The organism is Micromonospora sp. U21 (assembly GCF_018070045.1).
In the GTDB taxonomy this organism is placed as follows: Bacteria; Actinomycetota; Actinomycetes; order Mycobacteriales; family Micromonosporaceae; genus Micromonospora.
In genome coordinates this window covers 1-24,006 of the sequence record NZ_JAGPYK010000022.1, presented here as the reverse complement: position 1 = coordinate 24,006, position 24,006 = coordinate 1, and the positions used below count along the sequence as shown (strand labels likewise).

Annotated in this window: 21 protein-coding genes, 1 tRNA gene and 3 pseudogenes; 7 read left to right on the top strand and 18 right to left on the bottom strand. The window is 74.1% G+C overall.

The window, feature by feature from the left end; translation table 11 throughout:
• Positions 1–2,094 (bottom strand): DUF1800 domain-containing protein, encoded by a 2,094-nt coding sequence (locus KBX63_RS24675; protein ID WP_210915026.1) that lies wholly within the window; start codon positions 2,092–2,094, stop codon positions 1–3.
• A 431-nt stretch (positions 2,095–2,525) separates the two neighbouring features.
• Here KBX63_RS24675 and KBX63_RS24670 point away from each other — a divergent pair, with 431 nt between their 5' ends.
• Positions 2,526–2,783 (top strand): DUF3040 domain-containing protein, encoded by a 258-nt coding sequence (locus tag KBX63_RS24670; RefSeq protein ID WP_074313327.1) that lies wholly within the window; start codon positions 2,526–2,528, stop codon positions 2,781–2,783.
• Between the two features lie 4 nt (positions 2,784–2,787).
• Here KBX63_RS24670 and KBX63_RS24665 read toward each other — a convergent pair whose 3' ends face one another.
• A complete protein-coding gene (locus KBX63_RS24665) occupies positions 2,788–3,720 on the bottom strand; it encodes an SWIM zinc finger family protein (RefSeq protein WP_210915025.1) in 933 nt (310 codons plus the stop codon).
• Positions 3,717–6,986 carry a DEAD/DEAH box helicase gene (locus KBX63_RS24660; protein WP_210915023.1) on the bottom strand — a complete coding sequence of 1,090 codons (3,270 nt, stop codon included), beginning with the start codon at positions 6,984–6,986 and terminating at the stop codon, positions 3,717–3,719. Before KBX63_RS24660 ends, KBX63_RS24665 begins: the two co-directional genes overlap by 4 nt.
• Positions 6,987–7,244: 258 nt before the next feature.
• Between KBX63_RS24660 and KBX63_RS24655 the strand changes: the two genes are divergently transcribed.
• Positions 7,245–7,451 carry a hypothetical protein gene (locus tag KBX63_RS24655; RefSeq protein WP_210915020.1) on the top strand — a complete coding sequence of 69 codons (207 nt, stop codon included), beginning with the start codon at positions 7,245–7,247 and terminating at the stop codon, positions 7,449–7,451.
• 9 nt (positions 7,452–7,460) lie between these two features.
• Here KBX63_RS24655 and KBX63_RS24650 read toward each other — a convergent pair whose 3' ends face one another.
• Both KBX63_RS24650 and KBX63_RS24645 read right to left on the bottom strand, forming a co-directional pair.
• Positions 7,461–8,603: a polysaccharide pyruvyl transferase family protein gene (locus KBX63_RS24650; RefSeq protein ID WP_210915016.1), complete on the bottom strand. Its 1,143-nt coding sequence runs from the start codon at positions 8,601–8,603 to the stop codon at positions 7,461–7,463.
• A 207-nt stretch (positions 8,604–8,810) separates the two neighbouring features.
• Positions 8,811–9,308: a GNAT family N-acetyltransferase gene (locus KBX63_RS24645; RefSeq protein ID WP_210915009.1), complete on the bottom strand. Its 498-nt coding sequence runs from the start codon at positions 9,306–9,308 to the stop codon at positions 8,811–8,813.
• A gap of 125 nt (positions 9,309–9,433) precedes the next feature.
• On the opposite strand from KBX63_RS24645, the gene KBX63_RS36505 reads away from it, so the two are divergent.
• Entirely contained in the window at positions 9,434–10,729 is a 1,296-nt protein-coding gene (locus KBX63_RS36505) for a glycosyltransferase (RefSeq protein ID WP_210914998.1), read from the top strand.
• Here the strand turns inward: KBX63_RS36505 and KBX63_RS24635 are convergent.
• Together KBX63_RS24635 and KBX63_RS36835 are read right to left on the bottom strand one after the other, a co-directional pair.
• Entirely contained in the window at positions 10,614–11,024 is a 411-nt protein-coding gene (locus KBX63_RS24635; protein WP_210915269.1) for a phosphatidylglycerol lysyltransferase domain-containing protein, read from the bottom strand. The genes KBX63_RS36505 and KBX63_RS24635 overlap by 116 nt on opposite strands.
• An 18-nt stretch (positions 11,025–11,042) precedes the next feature.
• Positions 11,043–11,334: pseudogene (locus KBX63_RS36835) on the bottom strand (phosphatidylglycerol lysyltransferase domain-containing protein); the annotation flags it as partial.
• A gap of 56 nt (positions 11,335–11,390) precedes the next feature.
• Here KBX63_RS36835 and KBX63_RS24630 point away from each other — a divergent pair.
• Positions 11,391–12,008: a Pr6Pr family membrane protein gene (locus KBX63_RS24630; protein ID WP_210914988.1), complete on the top strand. Its 618-nt coding sequence runs from the start codon at positions 11,391–11,393 to the stop codon at positions 12,006–12,008.
• Positions 12,009–12,231: 223 nt separating this feature from the next.
• On the opposite strand, the gene KBX63_RS24625 is transcribed toward KBX63_RS24630, so the two are convergent.
• Positions 12,232–12,861: an HAD-IA family hydrolase gene (locus tag KBX63_RS24625; protein WP_210914985.1), complete on the bottom strand. Its 630-nt coding sequence runs from the start codon at positions 12,859–12,861 to the stop codon at positions 12,232–12,234.
• A 181-nt stretch (positions 12,862–13,042) separates the two neighbouring features.
• On the opposite strand from KBX63_RS24625, the gene KBX63_RS24620 reads away from it, so the two are divergent.
• Positions 13,043–13,786, top strand: a complete 744-nt coding sequence (locus KBX63_RS24620) for an SDR family NAD(P)-dependent oxidoreductase (protein WP_210914981.1) — start codon at positions 13,043–13,045, stop codon at positions 13,784–13,786.
• 62 nt (positions 13,787–13,848) lie between these two features.
• On the opposite strand, the gene KBX63_RS24615 is transcribed toward KBX63_RS24620, so the two are convergent.
• The 10 genes and pseudogenes from KBX63_RS24615 to KBX63_RS24575 form a co-directional block, all read right to left on the bottom strand.
• Positions 13,849–14,646, bottom strand: a complete 798-nt coding sequence (locus KBX63_RS24615) for an alpha/beta fold hydrolase (protein ID WP_210914978.1) — start codon at positions 14,644–14,646, stop codon at positions 13,849–13,851.
• A 22-nt stretch (positions 14,647–14,668) separates the two neighbouring features.
• On the bottom strand, positions 14,669–15,217 hold the full coding sequence (locus tag KBX63_RS24610) for a hypothetical protein (protein ID WP_210914975.1): 549 nt from the start codon (positions 15,215–15,217) through the stop codon (positions 14,669–14,671).
• Positions 15,218–15,251: 34 nt separating this feature from the next.
• The gene (locus KBX63_RS24605; protein WP_210914974.1) at positions 15,252–15,527 is read right to left on the bottom strand and encodes a DUF664 domain-containing protein; all 276 of its coding nucleotides are present in this window, start codon (positions 15,525–15,527) and stop codon (positions 15,252–15,254) included.
• An 82-nt stretch (positions 15,528–15,609) separates the two neighbouring features.
• Positions 15,610–15,681 (bottom strand) — tRNA-Val (locus KBX63_RS24600).
• A gap of 76 nt (positions 15,682–15,757) precedes the next feature.
• On the bottom strand, positions 15,758–16,219 hold the full coding sequence (locus KBX63_RS24595) for a peroxiredoxin (RefSeq protein ID WP_210914973.1): 462 nt from the start codon (positions 16,217–16,219) through the stop codon (positions 15,758–15,760).
• 90 nt (positions 16,220–16,309) lie between these two features.
• On the bottom strand, positions 16,310–16,747 hold the full coding sequence (locus tag KBX63_RS24590) for a DUF3052 domain-containing protein (RefSeq protein WP_007463483.1): 438 nt from the start codon (positions 16,745–16,747) through the stop codon (positions 16,310–16,312).
• 113 nt (positions 16,748–16,860) lie between these two features.
• Positions 16,861–18,831, bottom strand: a pseudogene (locus KBX63_RS24585) (thiamine pyrophosphate-dependent enzyme); the annotation flags it as partial.
• A gap of 98 nt (positions 18,832–18,929) precedes the next feature.
• Positions 18,930–19,272: pseudogene (locus tag KBX63_RS36830) on the bottom strand (transketolase); the annotation flags it as partial.
• Between the two features lie 51 nt (positions 19,273–19,323).
• Positions 19,324–19,803 carry a MarR family winged helix-turn-helix transcriptional regulator gene (locus tag KBX63_RS24580; RefSeq protein ID WP_374102263.1) on the bottom strand — a complete coding sequence of 160 codons (480 nt, stop codon included), beginning with the start codon at positions 19,801–19,803 and terminating at the stop codon, positions 19,324–19,326.
• A 34-nt stretch (positions 19,804–19,837) separates the two neighbouring features.
• Entirely contained in the window at positions 19,838–21,295 is a 1,458-nt protein-coding gene (locus KBX63_RS24575; RefSeq protein ID WP_210914966.1) for an MFS transporter, read from the bottom strand.
• 110 nt (positions 21,296–21,405) lie between these two features.
• Here KBX63_RS24575 and KBX63_RS36265 point away from each other — a divergent pair, with 110 nt between their 5' ends.
• Both KBX63_RS36265 and KBX63_RS24565 read left to right on the top strand, forming a co-directional pair.
• The gene (locus KBX63_RS36265) at positions 21,406–22,188 is read left to right on the top strand and encodes an AraC family transcriptional regulator (protein WP_210914962.1); all 783 of its coding nucleotides are present in this window, start codon (positions 21,406–21,408) and stop codon (positions 22,186–22,188) included.
• A gap of 138 nt (positions 22,189–22,326) precedes the next feature.
• Entirely contained in the window at positions 22,327–23,976 is a 1,650-nt protein-coding gene (locus KBX63_RS24565) for an alkaline phosphatase (protein WP_210914958.1), read from the top strand.
• The last annotated feature ends 30 nt before the right edge of the window (positions 23,977–24,006 follow it).

Genomic DNA, 24,006 nt, shown 5'->3' with positions numbered 1-24,006 from the left:
TCACCGGAGGTGGTGCTGGGGGGACGCGAGGATCGCCCGCGCGACGGCGGTGATGGCCCCGTTGAACGTGGCATCGACCTTGGCGCTCGCCGGCAGGCCGGCCACACCGAGGATCAGGTTCTTCTCCCGGGCGCTCAGCTTCTGGTTCACCAGCCGCTGGGCCAGCGCGTCCACGTACGCCCCGGCGGTCGCCGGCGGCTTGGCGACCAGCTTCTCCGGCGCCGTGTACGTGAAGGCGGTGCGGTAGCCGGCCAGGATCTCGCCGGCCTCGTTCCAGCCGTTGACCATGGTGCCGGCCGAGGTCCAGGCGACGTAGACGTCCGGGTAGCCGTCCGGGGTGGGCTGGCCCATCGGGTACTGGCCCAGCTCGCGCAGCTTGTCGTAAATCTGCCGCAGGCCGCGGGCGAACGGGGTGCGCTTGTTGTCGCCGTTGTCCTGCTTCGGCGACGGGTCCGGCGAGACGCCCAGAACGCGGTACGTGGAGACCAGGTACTCCATCGGCCGGCGTACCTTCTGGCCGACCGCGGCCCAGAACTCCGAGGAGCTGAACAGGGCCATCAACACCGGCTTGATCAGGCCGTTGTTGGTGGTGTACGTCTTCGCCAGCCGGTCCACGAGGGACTTCGGCGGGGTGTCCGAGACGAACCGGGTCGCCAGGCTCTGCGCCACGTACTTCGCGGTCGACGGGTGCAGCGCGATGTAGGTGATGTACTGGTCGATCGCCGCTTCGGCCTTCTTCGGGTCCGCCGAGTTGTTGGCGTGCGTGAAGCCGAGGATCTTCACCTTGCCGACGTAGTGCTGCTCGGGCTTGAAGACGTACTTGCCGTCCTCGACGCCGCGACCGGTCTGGAGCATGGCCGCCTGGCGCACGTCCGGCTCCTTGTAGCCGCCGTCCACGCCGACCGAGTAGAGCTCGAGGTTCTCCCGGGCGAGGTTCTCGTTGATCGCGTCCTTGCGGGAGTCCTTCTGGTTCAGGTAGATCAGCAGTGCGGGGTGCTTGTTCGCGGCGACCAGCATCTCCGGGTAGCTGCCCAGCGCGTGCGCCCGCACCACGTCCTTGTCGAACGAGTTGCGGTACACCTCGCCGCCGTCGAATTCCGCGGCGACGTGCAGGAAGTCGTTCCAGAAGTCGACCATCACCTCGAACAGCTGGCGCTTCGACCAGATCTGCCGGGCCAGGGTGGCGTCGATCATCTCCCGCTCGGGCTGGGCGCCCTGCTCGTTGAGCTTGTCCCGCTGGTCGCGCAGCTGCTGCACCGAGAGCTTCTGCGTGGGCAGCTCGGCGAGCTTCAGCTCGGCCTTGCTCGGCTCGATCTTGTCCGGGTCGAGCTGAGCGCGGATCCAGCCGTCGATGCCGAGCTTCTTGATGTCGGCGACCACCGCGGGCGTCGCCCCGAAGGTGGCCCGCCGGGCCAGGTGCAGGATCGGGTCCTTGGCCAGCACCGTCTTGACGGTCACCTTGGTCTCCGCCGCGGCGGTGGCCGGGCCGGAGAACGTCCGTCCACCGGAGGGCGCGTTCTTCTTCAGCGCCTCACCGGCCCGCGAGCCCATGTAGCTCTCGTTCTGCTCGGTGTAGGTGCGCACCGTGCTGGGCTGCTGGCCGCTGGGCCGGGCCGCGGTGCCGTCGGTGACGGTGCTGCCGGTCGCGTCGGCCACCGCGTCGTCGCCGAAGAGGCCGCGGAACTGCGGGGTCATGGCGAGCGCCGCGCCACCGGCGACGACGGCGGCGGTGCCGCTGAGCGCGACGATGGCCCTGCGGCGACCGACCTTGCGGCCGGGCTCGTCGTCATCGTCCAGGGTGGGCAGTCCGGTGCCGGCCGGGCGGGACGGGGCGGGACGGCCAAGGCCTTCCGGGCCGACCCACTGCGGCCCACGCGGTGCGGGTGCGGGCTGTCCGGCGTGTACGTACCCGTCGGCGTACTGCTCACGCGGGTCGGCCTGGGCTGGGTGGCCGCCCTGGTAGGGGTGGGGCGAGTCGTACCCGTACGGCGCAGACGCGTTGTGGTCGCCGTACCCGTCCGAGGTGTGGTGCTGGCGTCCGTCCCAGCCGCGGTCGTCCCGCGGTCGACGTGGTGGCACATTCTGGTCGGCCATGTACCAATCCCGATTTCTGAAGAGCGCCGGAAGCTGCGACCGGGCAGGTGCGGCAGGTGCGGCGACTGTTGCCTGAGGGGGTTGCTACGGCAAGGTAACCAAGCGCTCAGGCGCCTTCAAGGCGGGTTGAACGCCCTCGTGAGGGCACTTAAGACAGCCCTCAGCGCCGCATCGCCCGCGTGCCGTGCACCGGCGTCGGGCCCGGACCTTCCCAGCAGGGCGGACGCACGCCAACCGGGTACGGATCGGGCCACGCCGCCGTACGCGACACTTTCCGAGCCGTTCACCACCACAGGCAAACTTAAGGTTCGGATAAGCCGGACGTGAGGCGTCCTCGCGCGGGGGAAAAGTAGCAGCAACGGGTGAGCGTGAGCCGCCGCCACAGCGGGTATGCCGCCGAACCGCTGAACGCGTGAGGGGAAGGCAGCGCCATGCTCAGCAAAGAGGATCAGCGCAGGTTCGACCAGATCACCCGTCAGCTCCGGGAGAGCGACCCGGCTTTCTTCAACCGGCTGGACCATCGGGTCCGGGCCCGCAGGGGCCGTTACCTGATGTTGTTGACCATCGTGCTGTGGGCGTCACTGCCGGCGATGACCGTGTTCGCCGGTCGCCTGGCCGGCGCGATCTGCGCGGTGGTGCTGGTGGCGAACGCCGCGATCATGTGGCGGTTCCGACGCCGCTGGACGTAACGGCTCACCGGTCGGCCGGGCCGAACGCCCGGTACGCCCGGCGCAGCCGTTCGAGCAGTCCCGGCCCGCCGATGGCCGGCGCCGGCGGGCCGAGCTGGCGCAGCAGCAGATCCGGCCCGGTCGCCAGCCTGGGCGGCCGGTCGGGCAACGGCACCGGTGGCAGCCAGAAACGGTCCACCGCCTCCGCCAGCGGGGTCGCCGACAGCCCGGCGAGCGCCCGAGCCGCGCCGACCGCGGACACCGCGATGTCCACAGCGGACCCCGATTCGTCCGAAGTGAACTCGAGGTCCACGTCCGCGGGCGAGGCGGTGATCGGCCCGGGCGGCAGCTCGGCGCCGGTGGCCTCGGCCCGCCGGACCCGGAGCCGCTCGAGCAGTTCCGCGCGCGCCCGGCCACGCCAGTGCAGCAGCTCGAACGGGTCCGCGTCGAACGCCTCGGCCAGCAGGTAGAAGGTGGCCGCGAGGTGCTTGCACGGCACCGCGAAGTCGGGGCAGCTGCACCGCTGGGTCAGCTCGTCCACGCCGGCCGGGAAGAGCGGTGCGCCGGCGGCGGCGAACAGCTCCTCCAGCTCGTCGGGGAGGTCCCCGGCGAGCAGCCGGGCGCTGAAGAACGCCTGCCCGGCCAGCTCCGCCTCGATCCGGGACCAGAGCGCGGCCGGGAACGGCGCCAGCGCGATGGAGACCTGGTACGGCTGCGGCCGGGAGCCCTGCACCACGGCGCTGACCCGCCCGGGCGCGATGTCGAGCCGGAGCACCTGACCGGCCCGCGCGTACGACCGGCCCCGGGTCAGCCGGGTGCCGAGCGCGAACGACTCCAGCACCTCCAGGAAGCGCCGGGACCACCAGGACCGGCCGATCGCGCCCCGGGCGCTGCGCGCCCGCAGGCCGCCGTCGACGCGACGGGGGCGCCCGTAGTCGGCAAACCGGTCGGTGCTCACTCCACCACCGCCCCGGCCTCCAGGGCGAACAGCTCGCGCAGCTGCCCGGTGGACAGCTCGGTGATCCACTGCTCGCCGGTGCCGACCACCCGCTCGGCGAGGCTGCGCTTGTCAGCGATCAGGGCGGCCACCTTCTCCTCCACCGTGCCGGCGCAGACGAACTTGCGGACCTGCACCCGCCGCCGCTGCCCGATCCGGAACGCCCGGTCGGTGGCCTGGTCCTCCACCGCCGGGTTCCACCACCGGTCCACGTGCACGACATGGTTGGCGGCGGTCAGGGTGAGCCCGGTGCCGCCGGCCTTCAGCGAGAGGACGAACAGCGGTGGCCCGTCCGCCGACTGGAACCGCTGCACCATGGCGTCCCGCTCGGCCTTGCCGAGCCCACCGTGCAGGAACAGCACCTCCCGGCCGAACCGCGCGGACAGGTGACCGCGCAGCATCGCGCCGAACTCGGCGTACTGGGTGAACAACAGCGCCCGCTCCCCCGCCGCCAGCACCTCTTCCAGGATCTCGGTCAGCCGGGCCAGCTTGCCGGAACGGCCCTCCAGCGGCGAACCGTCCCGCAGCAGCTGGGCCGGGTGGTTGCAGACCTGCTTCAGCCGCGTCATGGTGGCCAGCACCAGCCCGCGCCGTTCGATGCCGTCGCTGGACTCGATCCGGGCGAGCATGTCGTCGACCACCACCCGGTACAGGGCGGCCTGCTCGGCGGTGAGGTTGCAGAGCACCTCCATCTCCAGCTTCTCCGGCAGGTCGGAGATGATCGACGAGTCGGTCTTGAGCCGGCGCAGCACGAACGGGCCGGTGATCCGGCGCAGCCGCTCGGCGGCTTCGGCGTCGCCGTGCCGCTCGATCGGCTCGGCGAACCGCTTGCGGAACGTCGCGGCCGGGCCGAGCAGGCCCGGGTTGGCGAACTGCATGATCGACCAGAGGTCGGCGAGCCGGTTCTCGACCGGCGTGCCGGTCACCGCCACCCGCTGCCGGGCGGGCAGCGCACGCACGGCCTCGGCCTGCCGGGTCGAGGCGTTCTTGATCGCCTGCGCCTCGTCCACCACCACCCGGTGCCAGTCGATGCCGGCCAGATCGACGGCGTCGCGGGCGGCCACCGAGTAGGTGGTCAGGACCAGGTCCGCGTCGTGCGCGGCCGTCGTGAACTCCGCCCCCCGGGCCCGCTCCGCCCCGTGGTGTACGTGCACGCGCAGCCCCGGGGTGAACCGCGCCGCCTCCCGCTGCCAGTTGCCGACCAGGGACATCGGGCAGACCAGCAGGGTCGGTCCGGCGTCCGGCGGGTCCCCGGCCAGCAGCGCGAGCAGCTGCACGGTCTTACCCAGCCCCATGTCGTCGGCGAGCACGCCGCCCAGGCCCAGCGACCGCAGGAACGCCAGCCACGCCAACCCGCGCCGCTGGTAGGGCCGCAGCGTGCCCTGGAAGCCCGGTGGCGGGTCCAGCGGGGTGAGCCGTCGCTCGACCGCACCGGCGAGCAGGTCGCCCAGCGCCCCGTCGGCGGTCACCTCCAGCACCGGCAGCACGCCAGTGTCCTCGCCGTCGGCCAGCCCGAGGCGGAGCAGGTCGGCGACTGTCAGCTCACCGGCCGAGCGGAGCAGGCGCAGCCCGGCGGCGAGCCGCCGCGGGTCCAGCTCCACCCACCGGCCGCGCAGGCGCACCAGCGGGGTCTTCAGCTCGGCCAGCGCGGCCAACTCCTCGGCGGACAGCGGGTGCTCGCCGAGCGCCACCTCCCAGCGGTAGTCGACCAGCGCGTCCAACCCGACGCCGGCGTCGGCGCCGGCCACCGTGCCGGGTGCGGTCCGGCTGCGGGCACGCAGCCGAGCGCCGAGCCGCGCCGACGGGCGCTGCCACCAGGAGGGCAGCAGCACACCGAAGCCGGCGGCGTGCAGCACCGGGGCCCCCTCGCTGAGGAACCGGTGCGCACCTTCGACGTCCAGCTCCATCGCCTCGGGCGCGGCGGTGCGCAGCGCGGCGTCCAGGTCCGGCCAGAGCCGGCTGGCACGGCCCAGCTCGGCGAGCAGGGTCTCCTGCGGGCTTGCCGTGCGGCCGGCCAGGCCCCCGAGCGTCTGCGGCGCCCGCCAGACCTGCCCGGCGTCGACGTGCAGGCCCGGCTCGTCGGCCGCCTGCAAGCCGAACTCCAGCCGCCACCGCCCAGCCCCGACCGGCTCCAGCGCGGTCAGCCCCGGACCGACCGACTCGGCCTCGACCGGGCCGGCTCCGACCGTCGACGGCGCGGTGCCGGCCGGGCGCGGGCGGGTCGCCAGGACCGGCTCGATGACCTCGTCGGGCGCCGGCTCCACCAGGCGGAAGCTGGCCCGGACGGGGCCGCCGGCGGCGTCGCGCTGCCAGACGTCCAGGGCGGCGCGGAGGGTCGCCAGCACCGCCGGATCGACCGTGAAGTCGCGGCGAGGGCCGGCGAGCGCCGCCAACCAGGCCGGCGCCGGACCGCCCGGACGCAACCCCCGGGCCAGCGTAGTGGTCGCAAGGGCGGCCCGGGCGGCCGCGTCGGTCAGCGCGTCGAGCGCGTCCGCGACCAGCACACCCGCCGTCAACTCGGCGCTGTCCTGCCCGGGAGCGGTCGGCGCGGTGGCGGCCGGCGCGGTGGCGGCTCGGGCGGCTGGTGGCAGAGCCAACGCCAGGGACCGCGCCCAGGCGGCATCGGTGCCGGTCAGCAGCGGTCGCCAGACGGCCAGCGCCGGCACCTGCACGCCAGCGTCGGCCGACGACGCTCCGGCCGGTCGGTCCCCCGACCCGGCCGTGCCAGCACCCGGCAGGGCACGCACCGTGGTGCTGACGCCGGGGAGGACACGGCCCCGGGCCACCAGGTCGGCGGCGAAGTCGGCCAGCTCGGCCAGGTGGCGCAGGGTGGTCCCGGGCACCACCGGAAGCTCGTCCAGGGCGCGCAGCAGGGCCAGCGCGTCGTCGGGGGCGTACACCAGCACGGGGACCCGCCACCGGGCCAGGGTGACCCGGTTACGGGTCGCGGGCTCGACGGCGGTCCGGATCAGCTCGGGTGAGTCGGTCGGCGCGCGGGCCCGGGTGGGCAGGGTGAGCAGCGCGGTGTCCGGACGGGCCGGCTCGGCGGCGTCGGCGAGGGCGGTGGCCAGGGCGGTGTGCCCGGCGGCGAAGGGGTGCGGCCGCTCCCGGGGCGCCCGGCCGGAGCGCGGCGCAGTGGCGGCCGGCGCCGCACTGTCCTCGGCCCAGACCGCGAGGCCGGCGGTCGAGCCGTCGCCGGGCAACCACAGCCCGTGGATGACCAGCACGTACTCCCCCTCGTCGCCGCCCGCGCCCAGAATAGGCGGCCCCGGTGGGCTAGCGTCGCCACGGTCGACCTGCTGGTGTCGGCGGGCTCGGAGTGGACGTACGGGGCCGGGTGCCCGCGTTGCCGCTACCGGCCGCCGATTCACACACCGTCGAGCCGATCGAGCTGCGGATCGGCAACACCGCCGCCGGAAAGAGCTTGCCGTCCCACTGCCCCGCTATCCGCTGCGCGGTCGGAGCGCGGCGGGCAGGATGGGCGCATGGCTTCATCCGTGCAGATCCTCCTCGTCGGCGGCACGGCGGACGGGCAGAGCGTCACCGTCGAGCTGGACAGCAACGGCCGTCCACCGTTGACCCACCATCACCTCGGGTCCGGCGGGCTGGCCGAGGCGCAGATCTACGAGCTGGAGTCCGCGGGCGACGACGCCGGCGAGTGGCGCTACCGGTGGACCGGCCCGGCGGTGTGACCGGCCCAGTCAGACGCGGGTGAGGGTCTGGCTACGGAGGCTGTCCAACACGCCACGGGTGACCTCGGAGGTGCCCCGGGCCTGCTCGCAAACCTCGGCCACCCGCCGTGCGGTGGCCTCGGCGCGCTGCTCCCGCTCGTCCCAGAGTCGGTCGACCTCGGCCAGCAGCGGCCCCTCGACCTCCCGCTCGACGCCGCGCAGCGCCGGCACGCCGAGCCGCTGGGCCAAATCGAAGACCTTGCCGGCGTACGGCAGCGGCAGGAACGGGGTGCCGACCATCGCCGCGAAGATCAGGAAGTGCAGTCGCATGCCCACGGCCAGGTCGAAGTGGCGCATCAACCCGAGGACCTGCTCCGGCGAGTATGTGCCGTGCAGGATCCGCCCGCGCTCGGCGGCGATCATGTGGGACAGCACCCCGTGGGCGTGCCGGATGTCGTCGCGTTCCATCGGCACGAACAGCACGTACGCGTCGATCCGGTTCACCAGGAAGTCACCGATCTGGGCCAGCAGCCGGTGGTAGCCGTCCACGTCGAGCCGTTCGGCGGCCCGTCCCGGCTCCCGCACGCTGATCCCGACCAGCCGCTTGCCGGCCGGCACACCCTCCTCGCGCAGCAGCTCGAGCGGGAAGTCCTCCGGCTGCAACAGGAACGCCGGGTCAGCGGTGACCGTGATCGGGTTGAGCAGCCCCGCCTCCTCCAGCACCATCCGGGACTCCTGGTCGCGGACGGTCACCTGGACCGCGCTGGCGAGCGTTTCCCGGACCATCCCGGTGTCCACCGCGTCGCTGAGCGGCCCGACCCCCACCGCGTACGTGATCAGGGGCAGGCCGCGTTCCTGGGCGACCCGGACCACCCGCAGGTAGCGGCGGGCCTCCCGGTCGTAGAGGATCCCACCGCCGCCCAGGATGAGCAGGTCGAGCTGGGCCAGGATCAGGGCGGAGTCGGTGCGGCTGACGCCCTCCCAGGGCACCGCCTCGACGTCGGGGTGGGCGAGCCGGGTGTGCTCCGGGTGGCGGGAGAAGACGATGATGCGGGCGTTCGGCTCCTGTGCGCGCAGATCGGCGAGCAGGCCGGTGAGGATCGCCTCGTCGCCGAGGTTTCGGCCACCGTACGAGCCGAGCACACCAATGGTCAGTGCAGCACCATGCGTCATCCGTCGCTCCTCCCCGGGTGCGGTCCGCCGGGGGTTCCCGCTCGTCGGGTGAACAGTCCTGCCGAGGAGACTGAGGCGAGCCCGGGGCGAGCCCGGGGCGAGCCCGGGCGAGGTCGTCAACGAGCGCTATACCTCAGAGGCATGTTCGTGACTCACCGGTATACCGCTCACCACAGCCACCGCCCCGGAGCCGGCCACGACCCGTAATCAGCCCGCCGGGTCGATCCGCTTGGCCATCTGCTGGGCGGTGACCTCGAAACCCAGGCTCCGGTAGAGCCCGATCGCCACGGTGTTCGTGCCGAAGACGTTCAACCCCAGCTCGGGCACGCCGAGACGGCTCAGTTCCACCTCCATGAGCTGGATCATCCGACGTGCGTACCCCCGGCCCCGGTGCGCCGGATGTACCTCGATGTTGTGGATCCAGGCCCGCAGCGAGCCGGCCGTGTCGGTCGCGCCGGCCGTTCCGGGCAGGGTCACCCAGATCCAGCCGACCTCGGCGTCGTCGACCCGGGCCACCCGCAGCAGCACGCCCTCGGTGGCCGCGCCCCCCGGCAGCAGCTCCCGCAACTGGCTCGCCGACCGGTCCCGGGCCGCCTCCGGGGTCAACCCGCGGTGCGCCGCCAGATCCTCGGCGTACAACCGCTCCAGCGGCTCGCGCAGCCGGCCCAGGTCCTGCTCGGTCATCGGCGTCAGCGTCAGCGTCACCGTCTCCCCCTCAGCGTCGGGTCCAGCGGGTAGTGCAGCAGAACCGGGCCAGACGTGCCACCGGGATCCTTCCGGGCGAGCCCGACGGGGCGACCCGACGAGCGCGGCCCGGCGATGATGGCAGGGTGCGGATCGCCCACGTCAGCGACAGCCATCTCGCCAACCCGGAGGGGGTGGCCACCTCGGTCGGCACCACCGTGGGGCTGCTGCGCGCGGCCGACCACCGGGTCGTCCTGCACTGCCCCGGCCCGCTGTCCCGACGGCGCCGCCAACCGGGTGAGGTGCCCTCGCTGCCGGTGCCGACCCGGCCGTACCGGCTGGCGCCGCCGCGGCCGCCAGACGCGCCGGTCGACGTGGTGCACGTCCACACCACCGGCCCGCTCGGCATCGCCGGGCTGCGCTGGGCCGCCGAGCGGGGCGTACCGACCGTGCTCACCTGGCACACCGACCTGGTGGCGTACGCGGCGCACTACCCCGAGGTGCCGATCGGCGCCGCGTACGCCGGCCTGCGGCTGGGCCTGCGCTGGCGGGTCCGGGACCTGTGGGCGCTGGCCCGCCCGGGGCCGGCCCGGCAGGCTCGGCTGGCGGCGCTCGGGCGGTGCCTGCTGGCGTACACCAGCGTGCTGATCACCCCGTCGGCGAAGACCGCGGCGCTGATGGCCCCGATGGCCGGACGGACCCCGATCGTGGTGCTGCCGACCCCGGTCGCCGCACCGGGCGCCGACGCCGACGACCGGCGGAGGCTGCGGGCCCGGCTGGGCATCGCGGCGGACGCGCCGGTGCTGCTCGCGGTGGGCCGCACCACGCCGGAGAAGAACCCGGACCTGTTGCTGGCCGCGTTCGCCCGGGTCCGCCGCGAGCTGCCGGCGGCACGGCTGGTGCTGCTCGGGGCGCGGCGGTACCGGCTCGCGGTCCGTCGGGCGGCCCGCCGGCTCGGCGTGGCTGACGCGCTGCACCTTCTGCGCCCGGTGCCGCACGACCGGGTCGGCGCGTACTACCGGGCGGCGGACGTGCTCGCGTTCGCCTCCACCACCGACACCCAGGGTCTGACGCTCTCCGAGGCCGAGGCGTACGGACTGCCCGTGGCCATGGTGGACCCCGCGCTGACCGAGCGGCCCGGCACCGCCACCACCCGGCCGGTCGCCGAGCCCACCGCGACGGCGTTCGGGGCGTTGCTGACCCGGCTGCTGACCGAGCCGGAGCTGCGCGCCGCGGTGGTCCGGGACGGCCGGGCGGCGGTGGCGGCCTGGTCCGGGCCGCGTTACCTGGCCGAGCTGACCGCCCTGTACGCGACGCTGCGGCCCGTCAGCGCAGCGGACGCGACGACAGCCGACCGACCTGGGCCAGCACCAGCGGGAGCTGCCATCCCCGAGGTGCGGCGAGGTGACGCGGGGACCAGACCGGCGCGAACTTCGCCTTGAACCGGCGCAGCTCCCGGAAGCGGTACCAGTGCTCGCCGTACGCGTACACCGTCCGGCCCAGCCGGCACAGCGGGTCCGCGCCGGTCAGCCCGGACAGCGGAGCCAGCCCCAGCTCGACGCTGGTCATTCCCCGGTCCCGCGCCGCGTGCAGCACCTCGACCAGGAGATGGTCCATCACGGTGGGTGGCGCGTCCGGGCGGTACCGCAGCAGGTCCACGCCCCACCGGTGCGGCGTCGGCAGCAGCGCGGCGAAGGCCACCGCCCGGCCGCGCTGTCGCAGCACCGCGATCGGCAACGCTCGCCGACTCCCCCACCGGATGCACGGCGAGGCCCAGCCGGCGCAGCTCGGGCAGCAGCGCGGCGCCGACGTGGTACACGGCCGGGCGCCGGCCGGCCCGCCGGGCCGTCGCGCAGAAGTCGGCCAGCAGCCCGTACCGTTCGGCGGCCGGCCCCACCGGCGGTCCGAAGGCGATCCAGGAGCGGCCGCACACCCCGTACATCAGGAAGCTGGCCCCGGACGGCGAGAAGTGGAACCGCTTGTCGCCGAGGAGTGCGAGCGCGGCATCCGGCTCCCGGTCGACGTCGGCGGCCAGGATCGCCCGCACCCGGCGCAGTTGCTCGTCATGGCGTCCGTCGATGCGGCGATGGTAGCGTCCGCCGCGTGTCGGGCCGGGTCCTGCGGGTCAGCGCCGGCGCGGTGATCGCCGTCGGGCTGGCCCTCTCCGTGATCGCCGCGCGCGACGAGCCTGTCGAGCTGCTGTTCTACTTCACCGTGCAGGTCGACCTGGCCTACCTGGTGGCGCTGCTGGCCGGCGGCGGCGACCGGTTGCGCACCGCGCTCACCGTCTACCTGGTCGGCACCGCCCTGGTCTTCGTCCTGGTGTTGGCGAATCCGTGGAGCGGCTACGCGATGGTGGCGACGACCGACGCCCGGGGGCCGGTCTCCGATGCCGGCAACCTGCTGCTGCACGCGGTCGCGCCGCCGCTGGCCGCCGCGGAGTGGCTCACCCGCCGTCCCCGAGCGACCCTGCGTCCGGCGTACGCGGTCAGCCTGCTCGGCTATCCGTTGGTGTGGATCACGGTGATCCTGGTCCGCGGCGCCCTCGGCCGGGACGAGGACCGCTACCTCTACCCGTTCCTCGACGTACCCCGACTCGGGTACCCCACGGTCGTCCTCAACGCGCTGCTCTTCGCCCTGACCCTGCTCCTGATCGCCCTGACCGCGGTCCGCCTCACCCGCCCCGATCCGCCGTCCCTGGCCGGGCCCGCACCTCGTTGACCGAGGCGCTGCGCCGGCTGCCGCTCACCGCCGGCGTCGACCCCGCCGTGCTCACCGGGTTCTACGCCGGGTTGGCCGGCTTCTTCACCGACGGCGCCCGCCGCCCGGCATCCCCACGGTCCGCGCGTTCCAGCAGGCTCAGGCCGACGCCCTGCTCCCCTGGTTGTCGACCGCCTGGGCTGACCCGCCCGGGGCGCGGCGACCCGCACGGGTGCCGCAACGGTCAGGGGGACGCTGGTGCCGACTCGAGCCGGTCCGCCAGATGCGTCAGGTCGTCGAGGCGCAGGTCGCCGTCGAGCCCCTTCAGCGCGGCGGTCATCGCCCCGGCCGCCCGCCCCGCGAGCAGCCCCACCTCGGCGTCCTCGACCACCAGGCACCGCGCCGCGGACACGTCGAGCAGCTCGGCGGCCCGCAGGTAGCCCTGGGGGTCCGGCTTGCCCGCGCTGACGTCCTCCACCGTGACCAGCACGGGCGGATCGATGCCGGCCGCACGGAGCCGGACCTCGGCCAGGCGGGCGTCGGCGCTGGTCACCACCGCCCAGGGCAACCCCAGCCGGGCCAGTGTCAGCAGCAGCTCGTGGGCGCCCGGGGTGGCCGTGACGTCGGACAGGTCGTCGTACTGCAACGCCAGCTGCCGTGCCGACGCCGCCGCGACGGCCGTGCCATCGAGCCCGGGCAGGAGCCGGCGAACGGTGCGGTCGGCGGGGCTGCCGTGCGCGATCGCCAGCGCCGCCGCGGGTGCGACGCCGTACTCGACCGCCCAGCTCCACCAGGCCCGCTCGACGGCGGCGTCGGAGTCCACCAGGGTGCCATCCATGTCGAACAGCACCGCCTCGATGTCTGACAGCTGCACAGCCACGCCTCCTGAGCTCGTCTCACGACAATAGTTCGGCCGCCATCACCGCCCCCTCTCCCGGTCTCCCCCGGTGCCGCGGGAGGACCGGGTGGGCATGGCGGAAAACGGACCCGGGGGTGGGAACGAGGCGTCCGATGGCCGCCAGACGAGGGGCCGGCGCGCCGACATGATCGTTTGCATGACGACGACACTTGACGGCAAGGTAGCGCTGGTGACCGGGGGTTCCCGGGGCATCGGAGCGGGTATCGCCCTGCGCTTGGCACAGGACGGGGCCGACGTGGCACTGACCTACCGGGAGAACGCGGAGCAGGCCGCGATCGTGGTGAAGCAGATCGAGGCGCTGGGCCGGCGGGCGCTGGTCATCCAGGCTGACGGCGCCGACCCGACCGCCGTGCGGGACGCGGTCGACCGGGCGGTCGCCGAGCTGGGCCGGCTGGACATCCTGGTGAACAACGCCGCGGTGTTCCTGGTCGGCGCCATGGACGATCTCGGCACGGCGGAGCTGGAGCAGACGATCGCGGTCAACGTCCGGGCGCCGTACATCGCCGCGCAGGCGGCGCTGCGGCACCTGGGCGACGGTGGGCGGATCATCAGCATCGGCAGCAACGTCGGTGAACGGGCCGTGTTCCCCGGGCTGGCCCTCTACTCGATGAGCAAGACCGCCCTGGTCGGGCTGACCCGGGGCCTAGCCCGCGAGCTGGGACCCCGGGGCATCACCGTCAACCTGGTGAACCCCGGCCCGACGGACACCGACGCCAACCCGGCGGACGGGCCGAACGCGGCGGCGATCGCCGGCTTCACCGCCGTCGGCCGCTACGCTCGCCCCGCCGACATCGCGGCCACCGTCGCGCACCTGGCCAGCCCCGAGGCCGGTTACGTGACCGGTGCGGTGGTCAACGTGGACGGCGGATTCACCAGCTGAGCACACCGGGCTCACCATCCGGCGCGCCCGGCCTCAACCATCTCCCCCGCTCGACGGGCGGGTCAGGCGGGCGCGCCGACCTGGTGGGTGAGGAACGGCAGCACCGCGGCCGGCAGAGCAGGTGCGCCCACGATGTCGTAGTGCGTGTGCCCGGGCAGCACAGCCAGCCGGGCGGCCGGACGGTCGGTGCCGTCCCAACCGGCGTCGCGGTGGCCGCCGCCGAGCAGCCCGAAGAACTCCGCCACGTGACTGGTCGGGATCGAGTCGGCGTCGGCGAAGACCAACAACGTCGGGATGACCAGCCGGGCCACCTCAGCGGACCAGTCGTAGTCGCGGCGCAGCAGGTCACCGGTCTTGGCCCAGAGCTGCGGCCAGTCCTGCGGGCGCGGGGCGACCCGCTCGTAGAGCTGGTGCGGTGGCGTGCCACGCATCTCCTCGCCGACCCGCTCGTCCTGGGTGGCGATGGCCGCCAGCACGTCCGAATACCAGCCACTCCGCTTGCAGGGAGTGGAGACCAGCACCAGCCGGCGCACCAGAGTCGGGTGCTGGATGGCGGTACGCAGCGCGACACCGCCGCCCAGCGAGTAGCCCAGCACGTCGGCCGAGGACAGGTCGAGGTGCCCGAGCAGCGCGGCGATGTCGTCGGCCATCGTCTCGTAGCGCAGCGGGCGGTCGACGTCGGCGGTGCGCCCGTGGCCCTGAAGGTCGACCGCGACGACCCGACGTCGCTGGCTCAGCGCCGGCACGATCGGGGCGAACATCTCCACCGACCCGTAGCCGCCGTGCAGCAGCACCAACGGCGGACCGTCGCCGTGCGACTCGTACCAGAGCCGGAGCCCGTTGAGCTCCGCGTAGCTCACCCGGCACCCCCGATCGTCGGCGTCACTCGTCCCGATCCAACACCGGGCGTACGGCATTGACGAATGAAATCCGGCGATTCGTCCGTACCTCGATCGCGGCGAGCCATCGCTCCCGGTGCCGCTCGCGCAGCGGCACCGTCACGCTGCCCGGCTCGCCACCGAGCCGGCGCTGGTCGGCGTGCTCCGCAGTGACGCTGGCCTGCACCGACCGGGCCGCCGACGCGACCTCCGCCGGGCCCTCCAGCAACACCAGGTTGTACGCCTCGTCCACGGCACGCATCGCCGCGTACGTCTCGTCATAGCCGGGCGCCGGCTCGTCCCCGCCGGCCTCCACCCACCGCCGGTCCAACCGCCGGTACGCCTGGTCGCAGGCGCTCAGGAACCCGACGTACGCCTCCCGGCGCAGCTCGCCGCGGCGCGTGGCCCGCCGTTCGACGTTCTCCTGCCGGGCGACGGTGAGCTGGTGGGCCAGCTGCCGGCGGGTGCTGCGCGCGCCGACCAGCCCGGTCAGGGCGGCGGCGGCCAACGTGGACAGAGCGGTGATCAGCGCGACGGCGACGGTGTCCTGCACGCGCCCATCATGGCGGTGCCGGGAGCAGGCGCCCTCAGCGAGGCCAGAGCAACTCGCGTTGTCGGCCTCGTGGACAGGTGACACCGAGCTTCAGCGAGAAGTAGAGGTCCTCGACCAGAGCCAGGTGCTTGAGCAGCCCACCCAGGGTGACCGACGACGGGCCGAGCGTCGCCCGGAGGCCGGCGGCGTCGAGCCCGCCGGTGTTCCAGGCCAGGGTGGCGCGCTGGCGATCCAGCGAGCCCAGCAGGGTGACGGTCTCGTCGCCGGCGATCGGCGGCTCGGGGTGACCGTGGTCGTCCGCGCTGGTCATGGGGATCGAAGTTAACGGGCCGATCCAGGAGCGGTCCAGATCCCGCGAGACCGGTCTGGCGGTCGTGCTGATCGCTGAAGGGTGGGCGCGGCAGGTTTCGAACCTGCGACCCCCCGCTTGTAAGGCGGGTGCTCTCCCACTGAGCTACGCGCCCGGAACGCCCGTACGGCGGGCCGGAGGCTGGCAAGCTTACCCTGCCCACCGCCGGCCCGGGCGCACGGCGTACCCGGTCAGGCAGCCTCGGCGACGGCCTTGCGCCAGCCCTGCTGGTCGCGCGCCTCGCCCGGGCCGTTCATCTCGGCGAAGCGCACCACGCCGGTCTTGTCGATGACGAACGTGCCCCGGTTGGCGAAGCCGGCCACGTCGTTGAAGACCCGGTACGCCCGGGCGACGGCGCCGTGCGGCCAGAAGTCGGCCAGCATGGGGAACTGGTAGCCCTCCCGGTCAGCCCAGACCTTGTGGCTGTAGACCGAGTCGACGCTGACCGTCAGCACCTGGACGTCGTCGTTGGCGTACTCGTCGAGGTTGTCCCGCACCTCGGACAGCTCACCCTGGCAGGTGCCGGTGAAGGCGAGCGGGTAGAAGACCAGCAGCACGGTGCGCCTACCACGGAAGGTCGAGAGCCGGACCTCCTGGTTGTTCTGGTCCTTCAGCACGAAGTCCGGCGCCTCGGCGCCAACCTCGACGGGCATGCGGACTCCCTCGGGTCGGGTCAGGGAATGGCACGAGCCTGCCACACCCGGCGGCGCGGACCGCCGGGCGCGCGAGGGGAACGGGTCGGCCTACTTCTTGGCCTTGGCCCCTCGGCGCAGCACCAGGCGGGCGCCGCTCCAGTCCCGGCCGGCGTTCACGGTCGAGGTCTGCTGAAGGCCGGCGGTGGGCGCGGACTCCGCGACCTCGCTCGGCTCGACGTGCCCGTCACGCCCGGCCTTCGGCGTGAGCAGCCATACGACCCCGTTGTCGGCCAGCGGGCCGAGGGCGTCGACGAGAAGCTCGAAGAGGTCACCGTCGCCGTCGCGGTACCAGACCAGCACCGCGTCGACCACCTCGTCGGTGTCCTCGTCGACCAGATCTCCACAGCGGTCGGTCAGGGCGTCCCGGAGATCCTGGTCGACGTCGTCGTCGTACCCCATCTCCATGACGACCATCCCCGGTTCGATTCCGAACCGGTCCGCCAGGCTGCGTACCCCGTCGGCGGCCTGACCAGCGGTCGCGCTCACTGTCGCGTGCCTCCTCATCTCGTCCCTGCTCGCGGCGCCGGAACCGACGCCGTCAGGCAAAGTCCACACAGTTGTGCGTCCGCGCGCAAGTGGCGCACCGGGTGGAACGGAATTTACCGTGCCAGCAGCGTACGGGCACCGTCGGTAATGGCTTCCTCGGAGACCAGAACCTGGCGTGCCGCCGGACCTAATGGTACAAACGAGTCAACTCCGGCTACTCGTCGCGCTGCACCGACATATCCGGCGTCGACCAGTGCGGCGATCACCCCTTCGCCGACCCCGCCCGAGCGGCGTGTCTCATCCACCACCAGCACCCGGCCGGTCGCCGAGGCCTCCCGGATGATGTCGGCCACCGGCAGTGGGGCCAGCCAGCGCAGGTCCACCACCCTGGTGCCCACCCCCTCCTCGGCGAGGACGGCCGCGGCCCGCAGCGACATCCGTACCCCGTTACCGAAGGTGATGATCGTCAGGTCGTCGGCCGAGCCGACCCGGTAGACCCGGGCCCGGCCGATCGGCACGTGCCCGGCCACCCAGGCGCCCGGCTCCGGGTACCCGGCCAGCCACTCCCCGTCGCCCTCGGCGTACAGGTCACGGGTGTGGTAGAGCGCGATCGGCTCCAGGAACACGCAGACGCTACCGTCGACCGCCGCGCTGGCCAGGCAGGTCCGCAGCATGGGCGCGGCGTCGTCCGGCCGCGCCGGCACCGCGACCACCAGGCCGGGCACGTCCCGGAGTACGGCCACCGAGTTGTCGTTGTGGAAGTGCCCCCCGAACCCCTCCTGGTACGCCAGCCCGGCCACCCGCACCACCATCGGGTTGCGGAACGCGCCCTGGGAGAAGAACTGCATGGTGGCCGCCTCGCCGCGCAGCTGGTCCTCGGCGTTGTGCAGGTACGCCAGGTACTGGATCTCCGGCACCGGCAGCATCCCGGCCAGCCCCGCACCCAACCCCAACCCGAGCACCGAGGTCTCGTCGAGCAGGGTGTCGAAGACCCGGGCCGGCCCGAACCGGTCGCGCAGCCCCTTGGTCACCCCGTACACGCCGCCCTTGGCGGCCACGTCCTCGCCGAAGACCGCCATCTGCGGGTGGTCGAGCAGCCCGTCGGCGAGCGCCGCGTTGATGCTCTGCGCGAGAGTCAGCGCGCCGGCCAGCTCCGGCGGCTTGCCCCCGAACGCCTCGGCCCGGGCGCCCGCGCCCGGGCCGCTGGCCCGGGCCGCCGCGTCGGCCACCGCGCGCGCCACCCGCACCGGTCGACGGGGCGCCAGCGCGGACACCACGTCGGCCGCCGAGGCCAGCTTCGGCTCGCCCAGCACCTCCTCGGCGAGCCGGCGGACCTGCCAGCCGGTCTCGTCGTACCGGGCCAGCAACTCCTCGCCCGTCGCCACGCCGGCGTCGACGAGCAGCCGGGCGGTGGCGGCCACCGGATCCCGGTCCAGGTCCGCAGCGAGTTCCGCCGGGCTGCGGTACGCCGACTCCGCATCGGCCCCGGCGTGCCCCATCAGGCGGACGGTGCGCAGGTGCAGCACGGCCGGCCGTCGGTGCCGGCGTACCCAGGCCGCCGCCTCCGCCGCCACCGCGTACGCCTGCACCGGGTCCGCCCCGTCGGCGGCCAGGTAGCGGACGCCCGGCCTGGCCCGCAGCGTCGCCTCCACCCAGCCCTCCGGCGAGCGGACGCTGATGCCCAGCCCGTTGTCCTCGCAGACGAAGAGCACCGGGATGCGCAGCCCGGCGTGGTCGTACCAGCCGGCGGTGTTGAAGGCGGCGGTGGCGCTGGCGTGGTTGACCGAGGCGTCGCCGAACGAGCAGACCACAATGGCGTCCGGTGGCCACGGGGCGTGCTCGGCGCCGGCCCCGCTGCCGACCCGCACTCCGGGGCCGGCGCGCCGTCCGGCGCTGTCCAGCCGGCGCAGCCGCTCCACGGCCAGTCCCATTCCGACCGCCCGCGGCAGGTGCGAGGCGATGGTCGAGGTGGTCGGCACGATGGCCAGGTCGGCTCGGCCGAACACCTTGTGCCGGCCGCCGGCGATCGGCTCCTGCCTGGAGGCGACCATCCCGCGCAGCACGTCCCGGGCCGCGCCCGCGTACGCCGCGAACCCGCCGGCGGGCGGCGCGGGGCCGTCCGGTTCGGGCTCGGCCGGTTCGGCGGGTGGTTCCCGTTCGGCTGTGGGCGCCGGGTCGGCGGTGATCTGGGCGGCGCGCACGCAGTAGAAGGCGCCGGAGCGGTAGTGCAGCAGCGCCGGGTCGGTGGGGCGCAGCGCGGCGGCGACCGCCGCATTGCCCTCATGCCCGGCAGAGCCGATGGTGTAGAAGCCCTCCCCGAAGCTACGCAGCCAGCGGCCGGCCAGGTCAAGCTGCCGGCTGGTCACCTGCGCGTCGAACAGATCCAGCAGTTGCGCGCCGGTCAGTGGGGCGTCGTCGGTGACCGGGTCGGCGGGGTCACGCCGCCGCTCGGCGGCGGGCAGCGCCGCCAACGTCTCCCGGAACCGGTCGTCGAGATCTTGCGGGGTGGTCACGTCCGACAGCATTACCGACGGAAGCCCTGGTCGCCCAGTGGGACACGGCGGGCACCCGTCGGCTCACTCCGGCCCGCAGGGCTCCGGACAGCCACCGTCGGACACCTTCCACACCAGGTCGCGCAGCGTGTCCAGCTCCCGGTCGGTCAGCCCGGCCAGGAGTCGGGAGTCGGACATCACCCCGGCCACCCGGCCCCGCACGCCCCGGCCCCGCACGGTCACCACCAGCGTCTTCTGCCGCCGGTCGGCCGGGTCGGTGCGACGCTCGACCAGGCCGGCCTGCTCCAGCTTGTCGACCAGCGCGGTCACGTTCGACCGGTCACACCCCAGCCGCTCGGCGAGATCGCGGGCCGGCAGCGGCCGGTCCGGGTCCAGCTCGTACAGCGCTCGGGCCGCCGCCGGGGTGATCCCCAGTTCGGCGAACGCGGCGCCCTGCCGGTGCCGCAGGGCGGCGGTCACGTGCGCCATCCGGCGTACCACGTCGGCGGCCAGGCCGGCACGGTCCACCGGCCCACCCGTTCCGGGAACGACCTCCTGCGCCACGGCCACATCGTACGCACCGCGCCGGCCGCTCAGCTCAGCGATCAGGTTCGGTCACGCCGGTCGAGCGGGCGGCGCGGGACGGGGTGGGTGCCGCCGGCCGGGCCGACAACGGGTCGGCGGAGCGCAGGGCGCGCGCGCACCGACCGGCGGCGACGGGGGCGGCCAGCAGGAGGCCGGCGGTCAGCACGGCGGCGGCCGGGGTGCCCGGCAGAGTCAGCTGGAGGCCGCCGATGACGGCCACGCCGAGCACCGCGGCGAGCAGGGTTCCCGTGGAGATCAGCGCGGAGAACGCCGTGGCCGTGCTGGCCGGCAGCGCGGTGGCCAGCCGGTCGACCAGCGGACTGAACCCGCCGGCGTGCGCGGCCCCGCCCACCAGCAGCAGAAGGCTGCCGGGCAGCCATGGCCAGCCGTGCCGGGTCAGCACGGCGACCGCCAGCACCACGACCGCCAGCACCGGCGGGCCGAGCAGCGGCAGCGCGTCCCGCAGCCGCTGGCGCAGCCGGGGCACCGCCACCCCGCAGAGCGCGAACCCACCGGCGTACGGCAGGAAGGCCAGACCGGCGGCGAGCGCGGAGAAGCCGAGTCCATCCTGCAGACGCAGGGTGAGGGTGAAGAGGAAGCCGGCGTAGCAGCCCATCACCAGGCAGCCGGCGAGTAGACCGGCCGGCACGCCCGACCGCGCCAGGACCGCCACGTCGAACAGGGGCGCACCGCCGCGCCGGGTCAGCCGGTCCTCGTGGCGCAGGAAGAGCCCGAGCCCGACCCCGCCCACACCCACTCCGGCCGGCACCGACCAGCCGGGCCAGCCAAGGTCCCGACCGAGCACCGCCGGAGCCACCAGGGCCAGCATCGCGGCGGCCAGCAGCAGCACCCCCGGCAGGTCGAGCGTGCCGGGCCGGGCCGAAGGCGCCGGCACGGTGGCCAGCACCCGCCGACCGACCGGTAGCAGCACCGCGCCGACCGGCACGTTGACCAGGAACGCGGTCCGCCAGGCGAGGCCGCCCGCGTCCAGGGTGACCAACAGGCCACCGGCCACCTGCCCGGCCGCGACCCCGAGCGCCAGGATCATCGAGTACGCCCCGATCGCCCGCCCCCGGGCCGCGCCGGTGTACGTCGCCTGGATCAGAGCGAGGACCTGCGGCACCATCAGCGCGGCGGTGCCGCCCTGCGCCACCCGGGCGACGACCAGGGTCACCGGTCCCGGGGCGAGGCCGCAGGCCAGCGAGGTGACGGTGAACCCGGTCAGTCCGATCAGGAAGACCCGGGCGGGGCCGTACCGGGCGCCGAGCCGCGCGCCGGTGACCACCAGCAGGGCGAAGGCCAGCGTGTAGCCGGCCAGCACCAACTGGGCCAGCGCGGGCGGGCCGGCCAGGTCGGCCCGGATCGTCGGGGCGGCGACCGCGGCGATCGAGGTGTCCATCGAGGCCATCGCCTGCCCGGTGAGCAGCACGACGAGCAGAGCGCGGCGTCCCGGAGTGGCCGTGGTCGTCATGCCGGACACCCTGCCGCCGCCGGGGCCGCCGGTCTTGAAGATCCTTGCGGCCCGCGTCGCAGCGGTTCTGCGGGCGGATGGTGTCGGTGCGCCCGCCTACCCTGAACGGCATGCGCAGCAGCCGCACCCTCGTGCGCCAGCCGGATTTCGCGGTCCACGCCGTGCATTGCCGCGACGACCACACCGGCTGGTCGCGCCCCGAGCCGGTCACCGGGTACACCATCGTGCTGGCCCGCCGGGGCGGCTTTCGGCGACGCGGGCGCGCCGGCGAGGAGTTCGTCGACCCGACCGTGGGCTACCTCACGACGCCGGGCGAGGAGGAGCGGTTCGCCCATCCGGCCGGCGGCGACGACTGCACCTCGGTGCACGTCTCGCCGCGGCTCTGGCGGGAAATGCTCGACGAGCGGCCCGCCCCGGCGGTCGTGCACCTGGACGCGCGGGTCGACCTGGCGCACCGCCTGCTGTTGCGGGCAACCCGACGTCCCGAAGCAGGCTTCGCCGCGGCCGAGCGGCTGGTTCGCCTGGTGGGTACGGCCACCGGCCCGGCGGTGGGAGCCCCGCAGCGGGACCGCCCGGTGGTGGAGGCGGCCCGCTCAGCGCTGCACGACGGCGGGCCGCAGGCCGAGGGCCTGGTGCCACTGGCCCGCTCACTCGGGGTGTCCCCGTACCGGCTGAGCCGGTCGTTCCAGGCTCTGGTCGGGGTGCCACTGACCCGCTACCGCAACCGGTTGCGGGTGGGCCGCGCGCTGGACCGCCTGGCGGAGGGCACGCCGAGCCTGGCGGAGCTCGCGGCCGAGCTGGGCTTCGCCGACCAGGCCCACCTGACCCGGACGCTGCGCGCCCACCTCGACCACCCGCCCGGTGAGCTGCGCAGGATGCTCGGCGAGGCCTGACGCCGCGCCCGGCGGGATCGATCGCGGTGATCGGTGTTCGACTGCCGGTGACGAGCCGGGGCACTCGCCGTCACCTGCCGGTCATCAGGGCTCGCGAGGCTCCCTGAGTCACGAGAAATCGGACTCTGGGGAGGATTCATGTCACTGTCCCGACGTACCATCCTGCTGTCCGGCGCCGCTCTCGGCGCCGCCGGTGCGGTCACCGGGCTGCCGGTGGCGGCCGGCGCGGCGGCGGCCCGCGGGCCGCTGGCCTACCCGTTCACCCTCGGCGTGGCCTCCGGTGACCCGGATCACGAGGGGTTCGTGCTGTGGACCCGCCTGGCCCCGCAGCCGCTGGCCGAGGACGGCCTCGCCGGCATGCCGGCCCGCGACGTCCCGGTGCACTGGGAGCTGGCCGCCGACGAGCGGTTCCGGCACGTGCTGCGGCGCGGCGTCGCGGTCGCCCGCACCCGTTCGGCCCACAGCGTGCACGTGGAGCTGGCCGGCCTGCTGCCCGGCCGGGAGTACTTCTACCGGTTCCGCGCCGAACGGCACGTCTCGCCGGTCGGGCGCACCCGCACCGCCCCGGCGCCGTGGACCATGCCGGCCGCCCTGGCGATGGGCTTCGCCTCCTGCTCCCAGTACGAGCACGGCCACTTCACCGCCTACCGGCGGCTGGCCGAGACCGAGCCGGAGCTGATCCTGCACCTGGGCGACTACCAGTACGAGTACGCCCCGGACACGTACACCGTCCCGGGTGGCAACCCGCGTGACCACGAGGGGCCGGAGACCCGGACGCTGGCCAACTACCGGCAGCGGCACGCCCAGTACAAGACCGACGCCGACCTGCAGGCCGCGCACGCGGTGGCGCCGTGGGTGGTGGTCTTCGACGACCACGAGGTGGAGAACAACTGGGCCGACGAGGTGCCGGAGGCGCCGGACCCGGAGTTCCCCGCCCGGCGGGCGGCGGCGTTCCAGGCGTACTACGAGAACATGCCGCTGCGGCGCACCTCGATCCCGCGCGGCATCGACATGCAGCTCTACCGGAGGGTCCGCTGGGGGCGGCTGGCCACCTTCCACATGCTCGACACCCGGCAGTACCGCGACGACCAGGCCTGCGGCGACGGGTACGACGCCTGCCCGGCGGCGTACGACCCGGCCCGGTCCATCACCGGCGCCGAGCAGGAGGCGTGGCTGCTGGACGGCTTCCGCCGCTCGGACGCCCGCTGGGACATCCTGGGCCAGCAGGTGTTCTTCGCACAGCGGGACAACAACGCCGGCCCGCTCACCGTCACCAGCATGGACGCCTGGGACGGCTACGTCGCCTCCCGGGACCGGATCACCCGGGGCTGGCTGGCCGCCGGGGTGCGCAACCCGGTGGTGCTGACCGGCGACGTGCACGCGCACTGGGCCAGCGACCTGAAGCTGGACTACGCCGACCCGACCTCGCGCACCGTCGGCACCGAGCTGGTCTGCTCCTCGATCACCTCGGGCGGCGACGGCGCGGACTCGGCGTCCGGGTCGCACCCGTGGTTCCCGTTCAACCCGCACCTGCGCTTCCAGAACAACCTGCGGGGGTACGTGCGCACCACGATCACCCCGGGACAACTCTCCGCCGACTTCGACGTGCTGCCGTACGTGAGTCAGCCGGGCGCGCCCGCGTACACCCGGGCCTCGTTCGTGATCGAGGACCGCGTGCCCGGCCTCCACCAGACGGCGGACAACCCGGTCCCGTCGACCGCCCGCAGCACGGCCAGCCAGGCCGACCTGGGACAACAGACCGTCCACCAGGAAACCGTCCGCCCGTAACCCACCCCCACCCCACCCCCACCCCGCCGC

Coding starts and splice junctions, on each gene's coding strand:
- KBX63_RS24575 (WP_210914966.1), bottom strand. CDS start 21,295: ATGACGACCACGGCCACTCCGGGACGCCGCGCTCTGCTCGTCGTGCTG.
- KBX63_RS24620 (WP_210914981.1), top strand. CDS start 13,043: ATGACGACGACACTTGACGGCAAGGTAGCGCTGGTGACCGGGGGTTCC.
- KBX63_RS24650 (WP_210915016.1), bottom strand. CDS start 8,603: ATGACGCATGGTGCTGCACTGACCATTGGTGTGCTCGGCTCGTACGGT.
- KBX63_RS24670 (WP_074313327.1), top strand. CDS start 2,526: ATGCTCAGCAAAGAGGATCAGCGCAGGTTCGACCAGATCACCCGTCAG.
- KBX63_RS24595 (WP_210914973.1), bottom strand. CDS start 16,219: ATGCCCGTCGAGGTTGGCGCCGAGGCGCCGGACTTCGTGCTGAAGGAC.
- KBX63_RS36265 (WP_210914962.1), top strand. CDS start 21,406: ATGCGCAGCAGCCGCACCCTCGTGCGCCAGCCGGATTTCGCGGTCCAC.
- KBX63_RS24655 (WP_210915020.1), top strand. CDS start 7,245: ATGGCTTCATCCGTGCAGATCCTCCTCGTCGGCGGCACGGCGGACGGG.
- KBX63_RS24675 (WP_210915026.1), bottom strand. CDS start 2,094: ATGGCCGACCAGAATGTGCCACCACGTCGACCGCGGGACGACCGCGGC.
- KBX63_RS24565 (WP_210914958.1), top strand. CDS start 22,327: ATGTCACTGTCCCGACGTACCATCCTGCTGTCCGGCGCCGCTCTCGGC.
- KBX63_RS24605 (WP_210914974.1), bottom strand. CDS start 15,527: ATGACCAGCGCGGACGACCACGGTCACCCCGAGCCGCCGATCGCCGGC.